The sequence below is a fragment of the Halalkalibacter urbisdiaboli genome, assembly GCF_002156385.1.
Lineage (GTDB): Bacteria > Bacillota > Bacilli > Bacillales > Bacillaceae_D > Halalkalibacter_A > Halalkalibacter_A urbisdiaboli.
The window spans coordinates 759,004-778,145 of the sequence record NZ_MVJM01000002.1 but is presented as its reverse complement, the minus strand read 5'-3'; the positions used below and the strand labels follow the sequence as shown (position 1 = coordinate 778,145).

The window sequence follows — 19,142 nt, the reverse complement described above, 5'->3', positions numbered from 1 at the left end:
TTTTGCTAACAATGAAAATATGAATGATGAATTGAGAGAATATCTTTTCAAATGCCTAAATACGGAAGGTATTGAGTATAGGGTAGATAAAGATAAAAATGTTTTAATTCAAGAGAAGGATAGTGACCTTGCAGTCGTACGTTGTTCGTAAAAAACGGCTTCGCTTGTTGAACAAACGGGTAGCATTCCTTCAACAAGGGATGCTTTTTCCTATGTCAATAAAAAGGAAATTAATGTTAAACTAAAGGGGCAGTTTACTTTAATAAGCATAGATGTGAATGACTGGGGGAAAATAAACCTAAATAAAATTTCAAGGGTGAATTAAATGAACAAAAGTGTCTCTCAGTTGGTGCTTGTTTTTAGTATTTTATTTTTAGCGTTAAGTAGTGGGGCAACATATGCTAATACAAAGGATAAACCTCGACCGTTTGAAGAAATTTTCCCTGAAAATGGGTACAAAACTGTCGAAGAAGCTGTAAGAGAATTTGAACAACATTTCAATCAAGATTTAAAGCTACCTTTAAGAGTTCCTCCCGTTAGCTTCACTCACCATTTTGCAAAGTTTAATGATACAAGTGGCGAAAGAAACGACTCCTTTGAGATGAAATATTTAAGTGATGAGTCACCAGAAAATAACTACAAAATATATGTTCGACCGATTAAGCATAAAATTCCAATCAAAGACAAGCGTGTTGTTAAACTCTATAACTTAAAGAACGGTAAGCAGGCAAAATTTATTAACATATCAGAATCCTTTGAAGCCCTCGTTTTTGAAAGAGATAATTGGCAATATATGCTTAGTATCAGTAAAAAAATTTCTGATAAAGTCACTCCTGAAATGTTAGTTGAAATAGCGAATTCAATTGATTATCCAAGCGAAAAGAAAAATCCATTAGAATAACACCATTGTTTAAAGTTAAGAATGTGATTACAAATAAAGATGATTGCATTTTTTTATTGAACTATCGGGTGCGAATGCTGTGCGAAATGTTTCTAGTTTAAAGGGAGAATGGTCACATTACTCTGGTAAAAACTAGACAATTCCTTTTGGAATTGAAGGATTATATCGAAGAATCAAATGAAAGGGTAACGCCTCGAAGGGTTCTCTCTAAATCGATTAGCACTAGCGTTAGTAAGAATGCTAGTGTTAAAAGCTCGGTAAAAAGGCGTAAGAATTTACCGTAACAGTGAAGTTAGCTGACGAAAGCCTACCCGAAGGGGTGGTGTAAATCATGATGCTTGAGTTGATTGAATATGGTGAGTATGCAAAACAACCTATAATAAAGGGTTAAGCTGACAAACTTCTGAATGTACGGGTCTACACGCACAATACATAGAAATGTGTATATCACCAAATTGTGAGGTTAGATGTGGGTGAGTAAGACTAGCATATATGAAAATCCATGATACGTTACAGGCGTATGAATACTAACAGGCTTACAGGAAGCACCTAAGTTCATTTCTATAATAGATATAATTCAACGTTGTAAGCTGTTAACGTGGAGGGCTTACTCTCAATGAAACAATGGTCAAAATTTCTATGACTTAATGAAACTGATTATTTCCAATGGAAATATACGTCTTGCTTATCGAAATATTAAAAGAAATACAGGGAGTAAAACAGCAGGGACTAACAATCTAACGATTGATGATATTAAACGCTTGTCGGTAGAAGAAGTAATTGAACACGTTCAAACTATGGCTCAAGTATATGAACCTGAAAATGTTCGACGAGTTTTTATTCCTAAAGCAAATGGGAAAGTAAGACCGTTAGGTATCCCAACGATATGGGACAGAATCTTTCAACAATGTATCTTACAAATATTAGAACCCATTTGTGAGGCGAAATTTCATAAACATAGTTACGGTTTCAGACCAAACAGAAGCACCCATCATGCGAAGGCGAGATTGGAATCACTGATCAATATGGTTGGTCTTTATCATTGTATCGATGTAGATATTAAAGGGTTTTTTGATAATGTCCATCACAGTAAATTACTCAAACAAATCTGGTCATTAGGAATAAAAGATAAGGCATTACTTTCTATTATCTCAAAGCTATTAAAAGCAGAGATAGTTGGAGAAGGTGTACCAACAAAAGGAACTCCGCAAGGTGGCATCCTTTCACCGCTTTTATCGAATATTGTCCTAAATGAACTTGATTGGTGGGTAAGTAATCAATGGGAAACTTTTCAGAGCAATCATAATTATAAACATAATGGAAGTAAAGTAAAAGCACTCAAAAAATCAAATCTAAAAGAATGTTACATCATTAGATATGCAGATGATTTTAAGGTATTATGCCGAACTCGCTCACAAGCAATTAAAATGAACTATGCCGTTAAGGATTTTCTTAAAACGAGATTACATCTTGAAACAAGTGAAGAAAAATCAAAAGTTATTAACTTAAAAAAGAATTCGTCAGAGTTCCTTGGATTCTCCTTTTGTGTAATAAGGAAAGGAAAAACGAGGTTTGGTTATGTAGCCAAATCTAATATGACGAAGAAAGCGAAGTCCAACGCACACATAAAGATTAAGGAATCTATAAAAGCAATTCAAAAGAAACCATGTATTGAAACAGTCTGGCACTACAATACAGTTGTAATGGGGATTCAGAACTATTACGCACCAGCCACTCATATCATGGAAAATCTAAGTGAGTTGTCCTCCCACTTAAATAAGACGCTATATAATCGATTAAAGCACTCTAGGAAAGAAGCAACATTCTTTGACATGACTAGCACATTACAAGAACGTTATAAAGGATGTAAATCAAGACTATACAAAATAAAGAACATGGTATTTGTTCCTATTCATGCCCAAAAGCACAAAACAAATCTATGTTTTTCTCAAGATATTTGTAACTATACTGTAAAAGGTAGAAATAAAATACATCAGAACCTTAAAGCGATTGATAAAAATGTTTTAGCTTATGTCATGAGAAACTTTATTCCAAATCGAACGATTGAGTATAACGATAACCGCATAAGTAAGTTTATTGCACAATATGGAAAGTGTGCCGTAACAGATATCGAGTTAGGAAAACTGATTGGCACTGTCATCATAAAAATCCGTATCATTTATCAAACGATGATACATATGCAAATTTGACTGTGCTACATGAATCCGTACACCGACTGGTACATTTAAAAGACATTGAGAAAATCAAAGTTTTAACCAAAACGTTAGAGCTGACTAATAAACAAATCCAAAAAGTAAATGAACTTCGTAAACAATGCAAAAATGACTTAATCGCAAATTAGGATAAATAGCTTCATTTCACTATACATAGAACTGAATGAATTGGATTAGTTGGAACGCTGTATGCGGTGAAAGTCGCACGTACAGTGTAAACAGGGGGAAAAAGGGGCGATAATCTCAAACCTTTACCTATCTGTATTAATAAGGGGTTGTCGAATGCGGCAGCTCTTATTGTGTTATGGGCAGGATTCTGTAAGATAATAAGAACGCTTATCGTGGAAAAGAGCTGATATTTAAGTATAAACTCGTCCCTCCTACCATATTTTATTGTAGGAGGTGTAATAATGGAAAAAAGAGGTATTTTTTTATCGGTTTTTATTATCTTTCTATTTTTAGTTGGGTGTTCATCAGAGACATCAGAAAAACCACCCAAGAGTATTTGTGTAGATGAATATGAAGAGAGGTCTAAAAGGTTTAATCAAAGGGTTTTAGATGATATGATTAAAACTTATGAGTTGAATTTAGACGGTTTTCACGAAGTTAAAATAGATGATATAACAATGGAAGATGATAAAAAGAATTTAGCTGCTATGTCGTTGAAACATCTTTTTGTAGGTAAAAGTAAGGGTGATATGAGGCTTTTTATAAATGATAAAGAAGATAAAGGATACTTTTTATATAAACGCAATGATGGAAATAATGTTCTTAAAGAGATAAGCAAAGACCCAAGTGGAACTATATGGGTAGTTTTACTTAAACACGAAGTGGAGGGTACAAACATCAAATGGGGAAAAGAATTCGATTGGTCAAAGTGTAAAGAGGATTAAATTGAAGATAACTAAACTAACGGGATGCCATACTTCAAGAAGGAGTATGGCTTTTCCTTCTTAAAGTAACGAAGCAGGGATAAGTACAAGAAGGGCTTAAACTTTTTTTGGAAATAAGCTTCTAATTAGTAGTGGACAAGCATATTATGATGTAGTTACAAAATCGTCTAATATAATATGGTGGTGTTTAGGTGAAAAAAATATTTTATTCCAGTCTATTCGTTATTATTTTTTGTTTTTCATTAGTTGCTTGTTCTACTGAAAGTATAGAAAACGAAGTGAAAAGTTTTTCTGAGGTTAAGGAAAAAGAAAAAAGTTTTAGTGAAGGTAATGAAAAAGAGTACATGGAATTGCGACATGTAGCTTGGGAAAGTTTATTAAAAAATTCAAAGGAAACTGTGATTGATGATTGGCGGAAAGCAGAAGTCACAGAGATTAGTCCTGCTGATGTACCGCAATATATTAAATTAGAAAAAAAACAAAAAGTAGTAAAAGTTTTATTCCATACAAAGCAAGATTCAAAATTGGGACCTATTGGAGTATATATAGAGAAATCAAGTAAAAAAATTATTGGTCGAGACCCAAGAATGTAATTATAGTGGAATAGACATTTTAGAATCACCAAAAACTTATCTTCATGACGAAAAGGGTATTAAGAGTTGGATTAAAGCTGCAGAATCTTTATTAAAGTAACGGGTGGCTTTAAAGGAATAGCGGGAGTTGTCGTCAAGGATAACTCCTTTTTTACTAAAGATTCAGAAGTAGTTTAATTTAATCAGCGTTTCCTTCCTCTATTCAGGTATATTTGGGTTGAACCCGCACACAGTAATACTAACTGTTTAAGCGAATGGAGGAACATCTATTGAAAGTCATATTAGTAAAGTTATTGATGGTTACAGTAATTTTTAATTTTGTTATGGGGATTGGTATAGAAGATGTTGAAGGAAAGACCCATGAGGAAAAGCAACTAGAGAACTTTATCAAAGGGAATAACTATATTCCCCTAGAAGAGGCAATTAATCAATATGAAAACAAACAGAATAAAAAAGTAAACGTCCCCAAAAAGTTGCCTTTTGAGCCATCACATGCGTTTGGGCATATTGATAACGAGGGTCGTCTTAAATTACATTATATGAGGCTTGGGAAATTAGATAAATATAGAACTCTAGATTTTATATTATATATAATGCCTGAATCAGAACTTGAAAAGTTTATTACATCCAAAGACAAAATGTATACGCTTAGTAATGGAGAAAGAGCGTATTATAGAGTTAATCCTGGTCAATGGCATACCTTATCACTAACAAAGAACGAATTTGGTTACTTCCTAGGCGGAAGCGATAAGGATAATTTTGATATGAACGTTCTTATTAAAATTGCAGAGTCAATTAACTAATTGTACTTCAACTATGGTAGCATTCCTTTAACAAGGGGTGCTTTTTTGTGTCAGTGAAAAGGAAATTAATGTTAAAATTATGGTGCAGGAATGTTTTAGAGCAAAGGGTGAGCAATGTGTTTAAAAATAACCTATTAATTGCTTTGTTATATTATGTTGGATTTACAATCAAGGATTTAATTTTGAAGGAAAATGTCCACTGGATGGACAATATTCCAATTTTAGTTATGGCTTTTCTGTTTTATTTCCTTTTGGATTGGACAAAAAAACCATATGAATGGAATAAAAAAAGTTCTGATTAGTTTAGTCAGATTTTATTGAAGTAACGGGGGCTTTAGTTGAACAAAACCTGTAATTAATAACACGATCTTTTGCTACGCAGTACAACAATACTATTCAATAAAAGGATATTATAATTCTGTTTAGTAATAAACCTTGTCCATAATCCTTTTTTGCGGTATAATTTATAGTGATATTTAATGTACATACCTTTTTGTTCATATTAACATTTGAATTTTAAAATTTAATAACCAATAATACGGAAGCACCGTTTAATTTAAATCTACAGGGATGTAGGTTTATTAAATGGTGCTTTTTTTGTTTTTGAAGAAAGGATGTGGAGAAGGTTATAGTTGATTTTACAGTGAGTAACACATGAGATCAAACCTAATCACGGGCCTTTAAAAATAATTTGTATAAGGTGTGCATCTATTACAAATACTACCCACAAAAATAGGGGTTGGTTGATTATGGATAGAAGCATTTTATACAATTTAGAACCAATAGGAATAGGGACACCTTATGTTGAGTCTTTATCCAGTTACATAACCAGACTAGCAGAAGCACACTGTATATATACAGGAACTATAATATCAAAAGTCTATGCCCCTTTATTAAAAAAAGAGTATCTATTAAAAATAACAAAACGTGGGGGAAATGGTTTTTTTGACTCAGCAATTGGGATTAATGGATTTGGAAAATTAGCAGTTGAGTTTGTCCAGTTAACTGATACCTTTACTGGAAGGTCAGATTTAAGAAGTACAACTTTAATAAATTGGTCTTCCATATTATCAAATAGAGGTTTGTTTAAAAAAAATAAATCTTGGTGCCCCGCTTGTTATGAGGATTCTAAAGTGAATGGGAAAGTAGCTTATGACCAGTTAATTTGGAATTTTCAGCATGTTGCCTCTTGTTTAAAGCATAATATTCCCCTAAAGGATATTTGCGAATACTGTAATGGACCAATACCAGTAATAAATAGAAAATCTATACCGGGATATTGCCCGAGATGTGATTGTTGGCTAGGATCCCTTTCCATTAATAGAAATACATTAAGAGAAAATAAAGAAGGCGATTTATCGGATGCTTTTATCATAGGAGACCTTCTAGCCAAAAGCAATTTTGATATTACTAATTCTAGTCTGTTTGATTCGTTAAACTTTTATGTTAATAAAAGTTTTGATAATTCACCAACTAAAGCTGCTAAATATTTCAAAATACCTAAATCTACTTTTAGTATGTGGCTGGCTGGTGAGAACTTACCTGGTTTTTATTATTTGGTAAGAATGTGCAAAGGACTAGGAGTTTCAATTATTGGCTTCCTCCAAAAGCAGCAATATGTTAATGATTTTTACTCTACAGATAGAGTAGAAGAAATAAGAGAAAGATATGACCATGAAAAAATAAAAATTACCTTAGATAAGCTAATTGAAAATCAAGAGCCTATATCAATAAGTAGTGCAGCTAAATTGATTGGATGCGATCGTAAACTACTTTCAAAAAGATATGTGGTTGAATGCAATCAAATTAAGGAAAATTACAATCTTCATTTACAAGAAAAAAAGAAGGAGAACACGAACAAAAAAGCTCGAAAATTAGAAGGAGCATTTTATAGTTTGGTACAACAAGGGACATATCCGAGTAGAAGACGATTGGAAGAAGTACTAGGTACAGGATTCCTTAGAGAAAATGCTATTCAGATGCATTGGAATGAATTAAAACGGGAGTTGTATGAATAATGACGCAAAATAACAATTATATCAAAAAGAATAGAGTATTAACTGCTGGATTAAATAATTTAAAGGACAGAGACTGTTTTTTGCAATGTGAAAATAGAACATACTTGTCTGGTTCCATCGCTAATTTGTCAGCAAAAGAAAAATTGGGAGACCATGACTTGCATTTCTAATAATAGGAATAGACCAGGAGAATCGTTCAATATATACAATTCTAACAAAGTGTTTAGACGAGCATCGATAAAATATGATGAAAGATTCAACAAGTTATCTTATAAAAAAATAACTAAACGAGTTTTACCAGAAAGGGGAGTCATAATCAATTATATTTATTGTTTGACTATGGATTTTTCTAAACCAACTCTAATTGGCAAAAGGATTTCAATTAAATATGACCCTAGAAACATAAATGATGCATATGCAGTTATAGATGGCAGTTGGAAAAGGCTTTCAGTTATCTTTTAGATGTCTATATAATAATTGGTTAAATTTGTGTATGGGTGATAATTAGGGGGAGAATCATGATCGAAGACTTTGACTTATTTTGCTGTCAAAAAGGGATTAGCGATGAAAATAAAAAATATATCAACAATAGTATTAGAAGTGCAAAACCAGCCCGTCGTGTTCGGAGTGGAGCGGGAAATGTCCCTGGATTTTATTCAAGTAAAAAGATGGGTTTAACTATTCAATTTGAAAGCCACAAACTTGAATTATGTGCTATATATCTAATGGAGTTCGATAAAAGTGTATATGAGTATTATGACCAACCTGAAAGTTTTACCATCAACTATAAATTAAATGGTAAAAATAGAGGACATAAATATACAGCGGATTTTTTTGTGATTTCTGAGGACTTTGTTGGTTGGGAAGAGTGGAAAACGGAAAAAGAACTGTCTAAGAAAGTTGAAGAATCACCACATATGTATATTTTAGATGAAAATGGAGAGTGGAGATGCCCACCTGCTGAAGCATTTGCAAAGAGTAAGGGGCTTTCCTTCAGGGTTCGATGTTCTAAAGAAATTGACTGGAACTTACAAAATAACCTTCGTTTTTTAGAAGATTATCTTTTAGAAGAAAATCCGACAGTTTCTTTAACCAATCGAAACATTATTCTTAGCTATGTTCAATCTACTCCATCTATTACTTTGAATGATTTGCTATCTGTTAAAGATGCTGCATTTACAGCTGATGATATTTACAAACTAATTGTTCTTGGAGCAATTTACGTAGATCTCGAGCGCTTTCTTATTATAAATTTCGATAAATTTCCTTTGTTTCTAAATAAAGAAACGGCTACAGCTATTCTGAATGCTGAAAAAGCAAAGATAACGAAAGCAGATGGGAATTTTGAAAACAAGATAAATGTGGAGGTTGGTAAAGAAATACTTTGGAACGGAAACCCATGGACAGTGGTAAATATCGGGGAGAGTGAAATTTCTCTTTTAGATGAAACTGAGAGAATTATTCCATTACCGATAAACTCCTTTGAAGAGTTAATTAAAATGGGGAGTATTAGTTCCTTTGCGAATGAAATATCAAAAGATTATGATGACTCGGAATTAATAAATATTATAAGGACAGCAAGGCCGGAAACCCTAGCCGAAGCTAACGAAAAATACAATAAATACAGATTACATATGGAGGGCGAGATTGTAGATGTTTCGCCAAGGACGTTAAGATATTGGAAACAGAAAGTTTTGAAAGCTGAAGTGAAATATGGGAGTGGCTTTTATGGATTAATTCCAGAAAATTATAAAAAAGGGAATACAACTAATCGGTTAAGTGATGGTGTAATTAAATTAATGAATCATTATATTACTGAAGTTTATGAAGATAAAAAGCAACGAAGTAAGTCTGCAGTTTATAATGCGTTTAAAGCTAAGTGCAAAGAGAAAGGGTATAATCCTCCAAGTAACAAAACTTTCTTTAAGGCAATAGAGGATCGTCCCAGCTATGAGCAAGATAAAAAACGTAGAGGACCAAAAGCAGCTTATGATAAAGAACCTTTTTATTGGGAATTGTCGCTAACGACACCTAGACATGGTGCTAGACCTTTTGAGATTGCACACATAGATCATACAGAACTGGACATTCGACTTATATGTTCAAAGACTCAGAAAAAGCTAGGTAAGCCTTGGTTAACTTTATTAATAGATGCCTATTCACGAAGAGTATTAGCATATTATTTAACCTTCGATCCTCCATCTTATAGATCCTGTATGAATACGATTAGGGAATGCGTGAAGAAGTACTCCCGAATTCCAAAGACTCTAGTTGTAGATGGGGGAAAGGATTTTCAAAGTACTTATTTTGATACTTTGTTAGCAAGCAACGATTGCCATAAAAAAACAAGACCTGGTGCTAAACCTAAGTTTGGGTCTGTTTGTGAGAGACTCTTCGGCACAACTAATACAAAGTTTATTTACAATTTAGCCGGTAACACTCAATTATCAAAATTAGTTCGTCAAATGACAAAAGATTTTGACCCAAGTAATCTTGCAATATGGACATTAGAAATATTAAACGAATATTTATCAAAGTGGTTCTATGAAATTTATGACCAGGATACTCATACTGGTCTGGATCAAAGCCCACGTGATGCATATCAGCAAAGGATAAAAATAACTGGTGAAAGAAAACAAACATATATTAAATATGATGAAAATTTTGAGATGCTTACTTTTCCAACGACACCAAAGGGAAAAGCAAAAGTACAACCAGGACAAGGGGTTAAGATTAACAATAGCTATTATAATTCATACGAGTTGAGTAATCCTGAGATTGAGGGAAAACAGGTTCCTGTAAGATATGACCCATTTAATTATAGTAAGGCTTACGCATATGTCGGTAAATATTGGGTAACTCTTTATTCACAGTATGAACTAGAATTTGAAGGAAGGTCTGAGAAGGAAATTAAGCTTGTTACTGAGGAAATAAGAAAGAGGAAGAAAGAAACCCAAAAACAAAAAAATAATGGTGTTTCTGCATCAGAAATAGCTAGTTTCTTATCTAGTGCTGAAGCCCATGAGCTTTTAGAGATGCAAAGGCTGAAAGACGAAGCCCTTAGAAAATCATTAAAGGTGATTAATGGGGGTAAAAGTAAAGATAATCTGAAAAGTACTAATGAAAAAGCCATCAAGAATGATAAAGATGTTGCTAATGCTACGAAAGTAACGCCCAAGAAAAAGGAAAAGTCTACAACGGAGTTTGAAGACTTTTCTGAATTTAAAGACTTTGGGGAGTTTTTCTAATGGACAGAGGATTTCCGAAAGAAATATTATTTCAATCAATAGAGGATAGAATTAAGCATTTTGAAAATAGGACAATGGGCCACCCAAAGCTAGTTAAATCGTATGAAGATTTAATGGAGAAATTTGAAACTCTGAGTGGTAAGGGGAAAGTCTTATTGGTTTATGGTCCTAGTGGTGTGGGTAAATCTACGTTATTAAAAAAGGTAAGGAGTGAGTTTTTTAACAAATACTATGAAGAAATGACAGAGGATAAGGGCCTTATTCCGGTTTTATCCATGGAGACATTTGCTCCTGAGGACGGGAAGTTTGATTGGATTGACTTTTATTTTGAAGCCCTCAGAAATTTACAGGAGATTTTAATTGAGGATAAAAGATTACCTCTAACAGAGATAGGGGTTACAATTCCAACAGATAAAACCAAAAGAAAATTGAGAAATGCTTTGGTGAATGCAGTTAAATATAGAAAAGTAAAAGTTATCTTAATTGATGAGGCCCAGCATATGACCAAGGTTGGAAACTCTAAAGGATTAAGAAACCATATGGATGCTATCAAATCTTTAGCATCAAAACTTGAAATACCAATTATACTATTTGGAACTTACGAGTTATTAAGCTTTAGGAATATTAACGGGCAATTGGGTAGAAGGACAACAGAGGTTCATTTTTCTAGATATAACTCGAAACTAGAGGACGAAATTAAAGCTTTCAAATATATACTTTTGTACTTTCAAAGGGCTTATCCACTACATGAAGAACCTGACCTTTTAAGTGAGTGGAAATATTTCTATAAACACACAATTGGATGTGTAGGTACTCTGAAGGATTGGTTAAATGATACTTTTAACTACAAAATGAAGCAAAATGAGGAAACAGAATCACTAATCTTAAGCGATTTTAAAAAGTTTGAGCCAACCATTGACCAAGCTTTTTTAATGGCTGAAGATATTAGAAGAGGTGAGACCCAACTCAAGGAAAAAAGAGAAGAAAAGGAAAGTAAACTTGATAGTTGGTTAGGGCTAGACCATCAAGAGGAAAAAGAAGAAATTAAAAGGAATACTAATAAACGTCCGGGGGAAAGAAAACCAGGGCGTGATAAAACGGGTACTGAGTTTTAAAGTTATAGCTAATAATTTTTAGTAATAATGTAGTTATAGAATAAAAAAACTAATAGTGAGGGATATTTATGAATATTACATTGGATACCTTAGAATTAGATAAAATAAATATACCTCCTAGAAGTATCCTATATAACTTAGAACCAATTGGTATAGGAACTCCCTATGTGGAGAGTTTAACGAGTTATATTTCCAGGTTAGCAGAATGCCACAACCTGAATCCAAATAGATTAGTATGTAAAACATTTGTTCCTTATATCAAAACAGAATCTCGAATAAATTCTTTTTTAAAGGGGAGCTTGGGACCCAAAAAGGAATATATAAACGGTAATAGTCCAATTAGTCTTGAGTATGTCTCTGCATTAGAGGAATTAACCACTAGAAAAGATTTAATTTACTTAACAATGAATTCATGGAGTGGTTTACTTACAAAAAATGTAATAGGGAAATCAAGAAAATGGTGCCCTAATTGTTTGAATGAGGCAAAAAACAATCGAACTGAAGTTTATGAACCACTTATTTGGTATATAAAAGATATTCAGTTATGTGATAAACATAATGTAATCCTTGAAGATAGATGTCCAAAATGTGAAAGAAACTTGAATTTCTTACATGCCAACTATATCGTTGGTCATTGTCAGTACTGTTTTACTTGGTTAGGGTATGAAAGCCATAATACCATTGAAAAAAACGAATACCAGGTTTTCTTATTAGAATCATTCGGGTATTTAATCATGAATGCAACAAAACTTAACGCCTTACCTACTAGACTACAAGTAGGCTATGTGTTAAATAGGCTAATAGAGGATAATGACTTTAAGAGTCCCCGTGAATTTGCTAATTGGTTTGGTTTAAGTTATCAATCAATATACTCGTGGATTAAAAATGTACAAAGGCCTTCTATTGATGTTTTTTTTAAAATCTATCAAAAAACAAATCTATCAATCAATGATATTTTTGGTGGCGGATTAATGAATGAGTTTGATTTAGGGTTGGAAAAATCTTTGACAAAGCAACTAAAAAGACTAACTCTGAATGAAATTGAAAACGAGTTAAAAGGAGAATTACTGAATAATAACTATGAAAGTCTAATACAGCTATGCATAGCTAAGAGGTTTGATATGAGTACTGCAAAAGTGTACTTTCCTGATTTATGTAAGGAAATTAATGAAAAAAATTTGAAACTTAAAGAGGTAATTAAAGAACAAAAAAGAGCAGAAATTGAGCGTGACTTATTAATTGCGCTATTAATGGAACCCTCGATAAGTTTGTATAAGTTTTCCAAAGAGTTTGGAATTCCTGAGTATGAAGCGAAATATTATTGTCCAGAATCCACAAAGAAATTAATAACTCGACACAGAAGTTATGTGAAGAAAGCGAAGAAGATTAGAGCTGAAAACATTAAAAATGAAATAAAACAAGTTGTTTTAGAATTACACAATAATGGTATCTATCCAAGTGACAAATCTATGAGGAAAAAATTAACCAATCCAAATTGGCTAATGGAACCCGAGGTTAGAAGGATATGGAAAAAGGAATTAGAATTATTAGGTTATAAAAAATGAGTGAGTTACCTAAGTTCAATAATAAATCACTTGCAACCCTCACTTTAAGGAGGGTTTTTTTAGAAATTCCCAAAAATTATATAAAACTATAATTTTGCCAAGAGTTTAATTTTGAAGAATAAGGTTGCCGATAGTTTATAAAAGATATGATGTAGGAAAATTTTAAAGATATTATCTGTGTCTGTCACTACTATAAGTATAAAAAATCATAATGAAAAATACTGTCGTATCAATGATTGGCAAGGATATGCTTCAAAGGTCGGCAAGATTATGATTCAAGTCACAATAGGTCAGGTGGTTCTTTTTTTACTGTATTTATAAATATATATGTGACTTCAACAGAACTTTACTGGTCCAAGAGCCATTATGGAAGTTGGAGTGAGAGCACAGATAGGAAAATAGAGAATTAACGACTCCAGGTCATTTTTTAAAAGCCATTACTTTAGGTGCTGATGCCGTTTATATTGGCTCTATTGCACTTATGGCTACCCTTCAAAGTCAAATGACCAAAGCCCTTCCAAAATATTCGCCGCCACAGCTGACACTTTACACTGGAAAGTTAAAAGAGGAGTTTGATGTTAAAGAAGGAGCCAAAGATTTGTTTAACTTCCTTAACTCTTGTATCTCAGAACTAAAAGCATCCTTGCAAGTTCTACATAAGAATTCAATAAATCAATTAAGCAGAGACGACTTAGTTACCTTTGACATACGGGAATAAGGTATGGGGGTTCTAAAGAATGGACCGCAATCAATGAAAATAAAGCACCTGAAATCAGGTGCTTTATTCAAAATACATAATACCTGGATCAGCGGTATTAAATTGTTTAGGAAACAAAAGACCTTCTGTATAAGGTGAAGATATGTTATGTTTACTAAACATATAAGCCGTATGAGCATAAAAGTTTTTAGCTCCTTGAACATCCCGTTGCCCTGTAACGATATCGTTTAATAAATTGAGAGACAAAAAGTTCATTTCTTCTTTGTGGCACATGGCAGAGGCTTCACCTTTCGTCCGGTCTACATAGACACTGCCATCATAAGCAGCCACATCATCAAATAAGTTTACCGGAACCTTATAATCGATAGTTTGTTCTAAAAAATCCGGATGTGGTGTCGGAAAATAGTGTGGTACTGATTCGCGATAAACAATCGTACGTTTCCATGGACCGTTGTTATACCAAATTAAACGACTCATTGTTGCTTCGTGTGGGTAACCATACTTTTGAATGATTGTTCTAGCGCCTTCTAATGGTTTTCCTCCCCAATAAGATAATATTTGCTCTACGTTGTTTTCCATGAAATTACCTCCATTAAAAATCTAACATATCCTATGCAACTGCCTATTAATCGGGAACTTCTTTTATTGCAAATGAAAATGGGTTAAGAAATATTGAATCAAGGAATTAGTGATTAATAAATATACAGATGTTTGTGAGGTTAAAGTAGGAGCAGAATTAAACCTTACAGCCTTTGCAATGCTATTTTATTTATAACTTTACGTCATTATATGGGTATGGATGATTTACACTACCGCTAAAATAATTACGACTATTTAACTATTTTCTTGATATAATGGTATAAATTGTTTCTTATAATTGAAATTAGTGGGAATCGAAATTATAATAATCCATATGTTTAGTTCTGTGGAGGTGAGATAAATCGCATGACAACGAAAACGAAATTGGAATAGTAACAATGTAGGCATTATGAATAAGAGATAGTTTATTTGCATAATGCTTCTAATTAAATAGAAGCAGATAGGATAGAAGGCTATATCAATTAGAAAAAGAAAGTAATAGACTAACAATAAACCTCTGGTAATTTCCTAAACCTTTTCTTAGTAAATTTAGTTGTTACGATACTAACAACTAAATGAAAGCGCTTATTTCGAGGCGTATAATAATACTGGTTATACCATTTTATCCTGTACCTTTAAGTGACTTTATTTTTTAAATCAAGAAGAATTTATCCTCTATTGTTTTTGAACAAGAAAGCATGAAATAAGCTTCTACATTAATGGACTTCAAATTCTTATATTTATACTCCTCATGATTAACTTAGATAAGAGTGAACCCTCACCAATAGACTAACAAATCACAACACCCAAAACTACAATATTTTAAAACGTATTATAGGTTCTTATCAATAATAACCTATTGTAATATTCTAGCAGTGTTTCCCTAGAAGGAGGTGAAACAGTGACAGTGTTCATACATAACACCTAGCGACACACTGTAAAGCGAGAACAATGAAATTATGAATCTATACTTTGGGAGGATTAATTAATGATAAAACCTTTAAGGAAACAATTGAAAAAGAGTGCTGTTGTTTTTAGTGCAGCCTTAATGGCAGTATCAATTGCTAGCACAGCTAACCTTCCATCTGCAAGTGCTGCTGAAGAAGCGGTAACAACGTCATATCAAATGGAATATTTGGAGCGTGGCGTCGTGGCTGTTAAAACAGATGAAGGTGTTTTTGTAAGCTGGCGTCTATTAGGAACAGACCCGAGAGATATTGCTTTTAACCTTTACAGGGATGGCCAAAAGATCAATAAAGAATTAATTGAATCAAGTACGAACTATTTGGATACAGAAGGAACAGTGGATTCAAATTATAGTGTTCGCCCTGTCCTGAATGGTGAAGAGGTTGGCGAATCAACTGAAGTTAATGTCTGGGGCAAACCGTATGACTCGATACCGCTCCAAAAACCAGAGGACCTTACCACTTCAGACGGTGAAACCTATACGTATCATGCAAATGATGCCAGCGTCGGTGACTTGGACGGTGACGGCGAACTAGAATTCGTGTTGAAATGGTTACCCAATCATTCTACCGGGCAAATCTATCAGGCTTATGAATTCGACGGCACCTTACTGTGGGAGATTCAATTGGGTGAAAATGTCATGATTAATAACCATGCAAACAACCAGTTGATGGTCTATGATCTGGATGGAGACGGGGTTGCCGAAGTCGCATTAAAAACGTCAGACGGCACAATAGACGGATTAGGTAATGTCATCGGTGATCCAAATGCAGAGCATCCGTTTAATTATGATGGCGGTTACATTATATCTGGTCCAGAATATATCACGATTTTTGATGGAAAAACAGGAGAGGCGCTTGATTCGACGCTCTTCCCTGACCGTGGCGATATATGTGACTGGGGGGACTGTTACGGTAATCGAGTCAACCGTTATCTTGCGGCTATTGCCTATCTCGATGGAGAACGTCCTAGCCTAATTGAGTCCAGAGGTATTTATGGAAAAACCGTCATCGTTGCTTATAATTGGAGAGACGGCGAGTTGACTAAACAGTGGTCGTTTGATACTGATGATCCTGGTAATGAAGAATATGCAGGTCAAGGCAACCATAATTTAAGTATTGCTGATGTTGATGGCGATGGTAAAGATGAAATTATCTATGGTGCCATGGCTATTGATGATGATGGAACAGGTCTACATTCAACTACGTGGGGACATGGGGATGCGATGCATGTGAGTGATTTGGACCCTAATCGACCAGGAATGGAAATATTTCAAGTTCATGAAAGCTCAGCTTCACCATACGGTTTATCGTTCCGAGACGGTGAAACAGGCGATATCATCTGGGGTGTGCATACAGGAACAGATACTGGAAGAGGCTTAGCATCAGACATTGATCCTCGCTATCCAGGTGCAGAGGCATGGGCTGTTGGTGGCGCATGGAACGATCGTAAAGGCGGACTCTATTCGGCCACAGGAGAAAAAATAAGTGAGGACATTCCGACAGCAAACTTTGCTATCTGGTGGGATGGCGATTTGTCTCGTGAGCTTCTAGACCATGACTGGACCAATTACGATATCGGAATTGGAACACCTAGAATAGACAAATGGGATTATGAAAACAATGAGCTTGTCAATCTTTTAAAGATAGAAGGAACATCTTCCAACAATGGTACAAAAGGAAATCCTACATTACAAGCTGATATCATCGGTGACTGGCGTGAAGAAATCATTGTTAGAGATATTGACAGTACTGAACTTCGTCTATATACGACAACAGATATAACTGAACATAGAATCTATACCTTGATGCATGACCCAGTTTATCGATTAGGAATAGCGTGGCAAAATGTCGGCTATAACCAACCACCGCACACAAGCTACTTCCTAGGAAATGGTATGGAGGAAGCACCACAACCGAATGCTGACTTTATTGTCCCGTCCACTGTCGATGTGAATCCTGATACATTGACTGGAAAAATAAAAGGTGATCTGACAATTAATGTTCAAGTTCCAGCTAATGCGGCTGAATTTGCGGATGGCTCTGTTAAACTTACAATAAATGGGCAAATCGTTAGTGGCGACGTGTCAACCGTTAACAAAGGTTATCAAGTGAAAATGGATCGTAGAGAATTTATTCGTGCACTTGATAGACAAACGGGGAATGTTGACGTAAAAGTGAGTATCACGTCAAAAACAGGTGAGGTCTTTGTTGGAACAGATCAGGTGAATGTTCAAACGTTAGAACCTGCTTTATCTGTAGAAGAGACTGATTCTGTAAAAGTAGGTGATTCATTTAGTCTTACCTATGCGATTACGGGTGAAGGGGATAACGTCAGCTCTCTTGACATAAACCTTCATTATGACTCGGAGCTTGTTGAATTTGTTTCAGTGGAACCTTTAGTTAAAAAGTTAAACATAACTCACACGTCTAGTGAACCAGGTCAGGTCAGCCTTGTTGTAGAAGGGGCGCCAAGTAGCTTCTTCAATGACCCTGACTTGTTTAAAGTGAATATGAAAGCAAAAGAAACGGAAGCATTTTCAACAGACATAACTCTTACGGATATTTCATTTTCAACAACCAGTAAGGACGTTATTTCAGTAGCGGATGTGATCCAATCTATTGATTTATATGATGACGTTGCAGAGATTACGATTAGTGGAGAAAATGGTGGGCAATCAATCGATACGAATCGTGGAACATTGCAGCTACTCTCACAGGTAATGCCTGTAAATGCGATGCAATCCGTGGAATGGTCTGTTACTGATTTAGATGGTTCAGATACTGATATTGCTTCCATTACTGCAGATGGATTGTTATCAGGAAATACGGAAGGTTTGAATGGTGAGGTAAAGGTTATTGCAGAGTCAATGGACGGATCCGGTACTGTAGGGGAACTGATTGTTGATATTTCCAACCAGTTAAATTTAGTGACAGGTACTCCGTTTGGTAAAAACCCACCATGGAAACCAGGATCAGAATTTGATAAAGCATTGGATGGGGACATAGAGACCTTTTATGATTTTAGTGAAGCAGCTGGTGGCTATATAGGAATCGATGTTGGTGAAGGAGACGGAGTCGTTCTAACTCAAGTTAGATATTATCCACGAAAAGGTTTTACTCAAAGAATGACAGGAGGAAAAATTCAAGGATCCAATGTGTCGCCAACTGAAGGGTTTGTTGATTTATACACGATAACTTCGGAACCCGATTCTGGATGGAATGCAATTGAAATAACGAGTGAGGAATCATACCGTTATATACGATACTTAAGTCCAGATGGTGGTTATGGAAATATTGCTGAATTGGAATTCTACTCTGGAGAAAGCTTGATACAATAGCACCAGAATTTAGGTAATTGGTTCTGGCTTCAAATTAACAGGGCCCGGGCTCACTACTTTTTAAGATGTCAGTAAATGAAGAGCTTGGGCAACTGTAGTTTCAAAGGCATCGGCTGGTAGTAATGTGTGGAGCCGTTGCCTGGTTTTGAAAGCCTTGCTACGAGTGGTT

General features: G+C 34.5%; 11 protein-coding genes and 3 pseudogenes. 13 read left to right on the top strand and 1 reads right to left on the bottom strand.

Going from position 1 to position 19,142, the window contains the following annotated elements:
* The first annotated feature begins 325 nt into the window (after window positions 1-325).
* The 11 genes and pseudogenes from B1R93_RS11590 to B1R93_RS11535 all read left to right on the top strand — a co-directional run.
* Window positions 326-901 carry a hypothetical protein gene (locus tag B1R93_RS11590; RefSeq protein WP_088104117.1) on the top strand — a complete coding sequence of 192 codons (576 nt, stop codon included), beginning with the start codon at window positions 326-328 and terminating at the stop codon, window positions 899-901.
* 647 nt (window positions 902-1,548) lie between these two features.
* A pseudogene (gene ltrA, locus B1R93_RS11585) lies at window positions 1,549-3,263 on the top strand (group II intron reverse transcriptase/maturase).
* Between the two features lie 282 nt (window positions 3,264-3,545).
* A complete protein-coding gene (locus B1R93_RS11580; protein WP_088104116.1) occupies window positions 3,546-4,028 on the top strand; it encodes a hypothetical protein in 483 nt (160 codons plus the stop codon).
* Between the two features lie 191 nt (window positions 4,029-4,219).
* Window positions 4,220-4,621, top strand: coding sequence for a hypothetical protein (locus B1R93_RS11575; RefSeq protein ID WP_088104115.1), 402 nt, complete (start codon window positions 4,220-4,222; stop codon window positions 4,619-4,621).
* Between the two features lie 269 nt (window positions 4,622-4,890).
* Window positions 4,891-5,424, top strand: coding sequence for an autoinducer (locus B1R93_RS11570; protein WP_245308268.1), 534 nt, complete (start codon window positions 4,891-4,893; stop codon window positions 5,422-5,424).
* Between the two features lie 47 nt (window positions 5,425-5,471).
* A complete protein-coding gene (locus B1R93_RS11565) occupies window positions 5,472-5,726 on the top strand; it encodes a hypothetical protein (protein ID WP_088104113.1) in 255 nt (84 codons plus the stop codon).
* A 447-nt stretch (window positions 5,727-6,173) separates the two neighbouring features.
* Window positions 6,174-7,442 carry a TniQ family protein gene (locus B1R93_RS11560; RefSeq protein WP_088104112.1) on the top strand — a complete coding sequence of 423 codons (1,269 nt, stop codon included), beginning with the start codon at window positions 6,174-6,176 and terminating at the stop codon, window positions 7,440-7,442.
* Between the two features lie 518 nt (window positions 7,443-7,960).
* On the top strand, window positions 7,961-10,690 hold the full coding sequence (locus B1R93_RS11550) for a TnsA endonuclease N-terminal domain-containing protein (protein WP_245308267.1): 2,730 nt from the start codon (window positions 7,961-7,963) through the stop codon (window positions 10,688-10,690).
* Window positions 10,690-11,805: a TniB family NTP-binding protein gene (locus tag B1R93_RS11545; RefSeq protein WP_088104110.1), complete on the top strand. Its 1,116-nt coding sequence runs from the start codon at window positions 10,690-10,692 to the stop codon at window positions 11,803-11,805. The genes B1R93_RS11550 and B1R93_RS11545 overlap by 1 nt, the downstream gene beginning before the upstream one ends.
* A 68-nt stretch (window positions 11,806-11,873) precedes the next feature.
* The gene (locus tag B1R93_RS11540; RefSeq protein ID WP_088104109.1) at window positions 11,874-13,370 is read left to right on the top strand and encodes a TniQ family protein; all 1,497 of its coding nucleotides are present in this window, start codon (window positions 11,874-11,876) and stop codon (window positions 13,368-13,370) included.
* A 418-nt stretch (window positions 13,371-13,788) separates the two neighbouring features.
* Window positions 13,789-14,088: pseudogene (locus tag B1R93_RS11535) on the top strand (glutamate synthase-related protein); the annotation flags it as partial.
* A gap of 63 nt (window positions 14,089-14,151) precedes the next feature.
* On the opposite strand, the gene B1R93_RS11530 reads toward B1R93_RS11535, so the two are convergent.
* A complete protein-coding gene (locus B1R93_RS11530; RefSeq protein ID WP_088104107.1) occupies window positions 14,152-14,667 on the bottom strand; it encodes a hypothetical protein in 516 nt (171 codons plus the stop codon).
* A gap of 1,126 nt (window positions 14,668-15,793) precedes the next feature.
* On the opposite strand from B1R93_RS11530, the pseudogene B1R93_RS24025 reads away from it, so the two are divergent.
* Window positions 15,794-17,554, top strand: a pseudogene (locus tag B1R93_RS24025) (rhamnogalacturonan lyase); the annotation flags it as partial.
* Window positions 17,531-18,973: a cohesin domain-containing protein gene (locus tag B1R93_RS24020; protein WP_342587529.1), complete on the top strand. Its 1,443-nt coding sequence runs from the start codon at window positions 17,531-17,533 to the stop codon at window positions 18,971-18,973. The pseudogene B1R93_RS24025 and the gene B1R93_RS24020, both read left to right, overlap by 24 nt.
* Window positions 18,974-19,142: the final 169 nt, after the last annotated feature.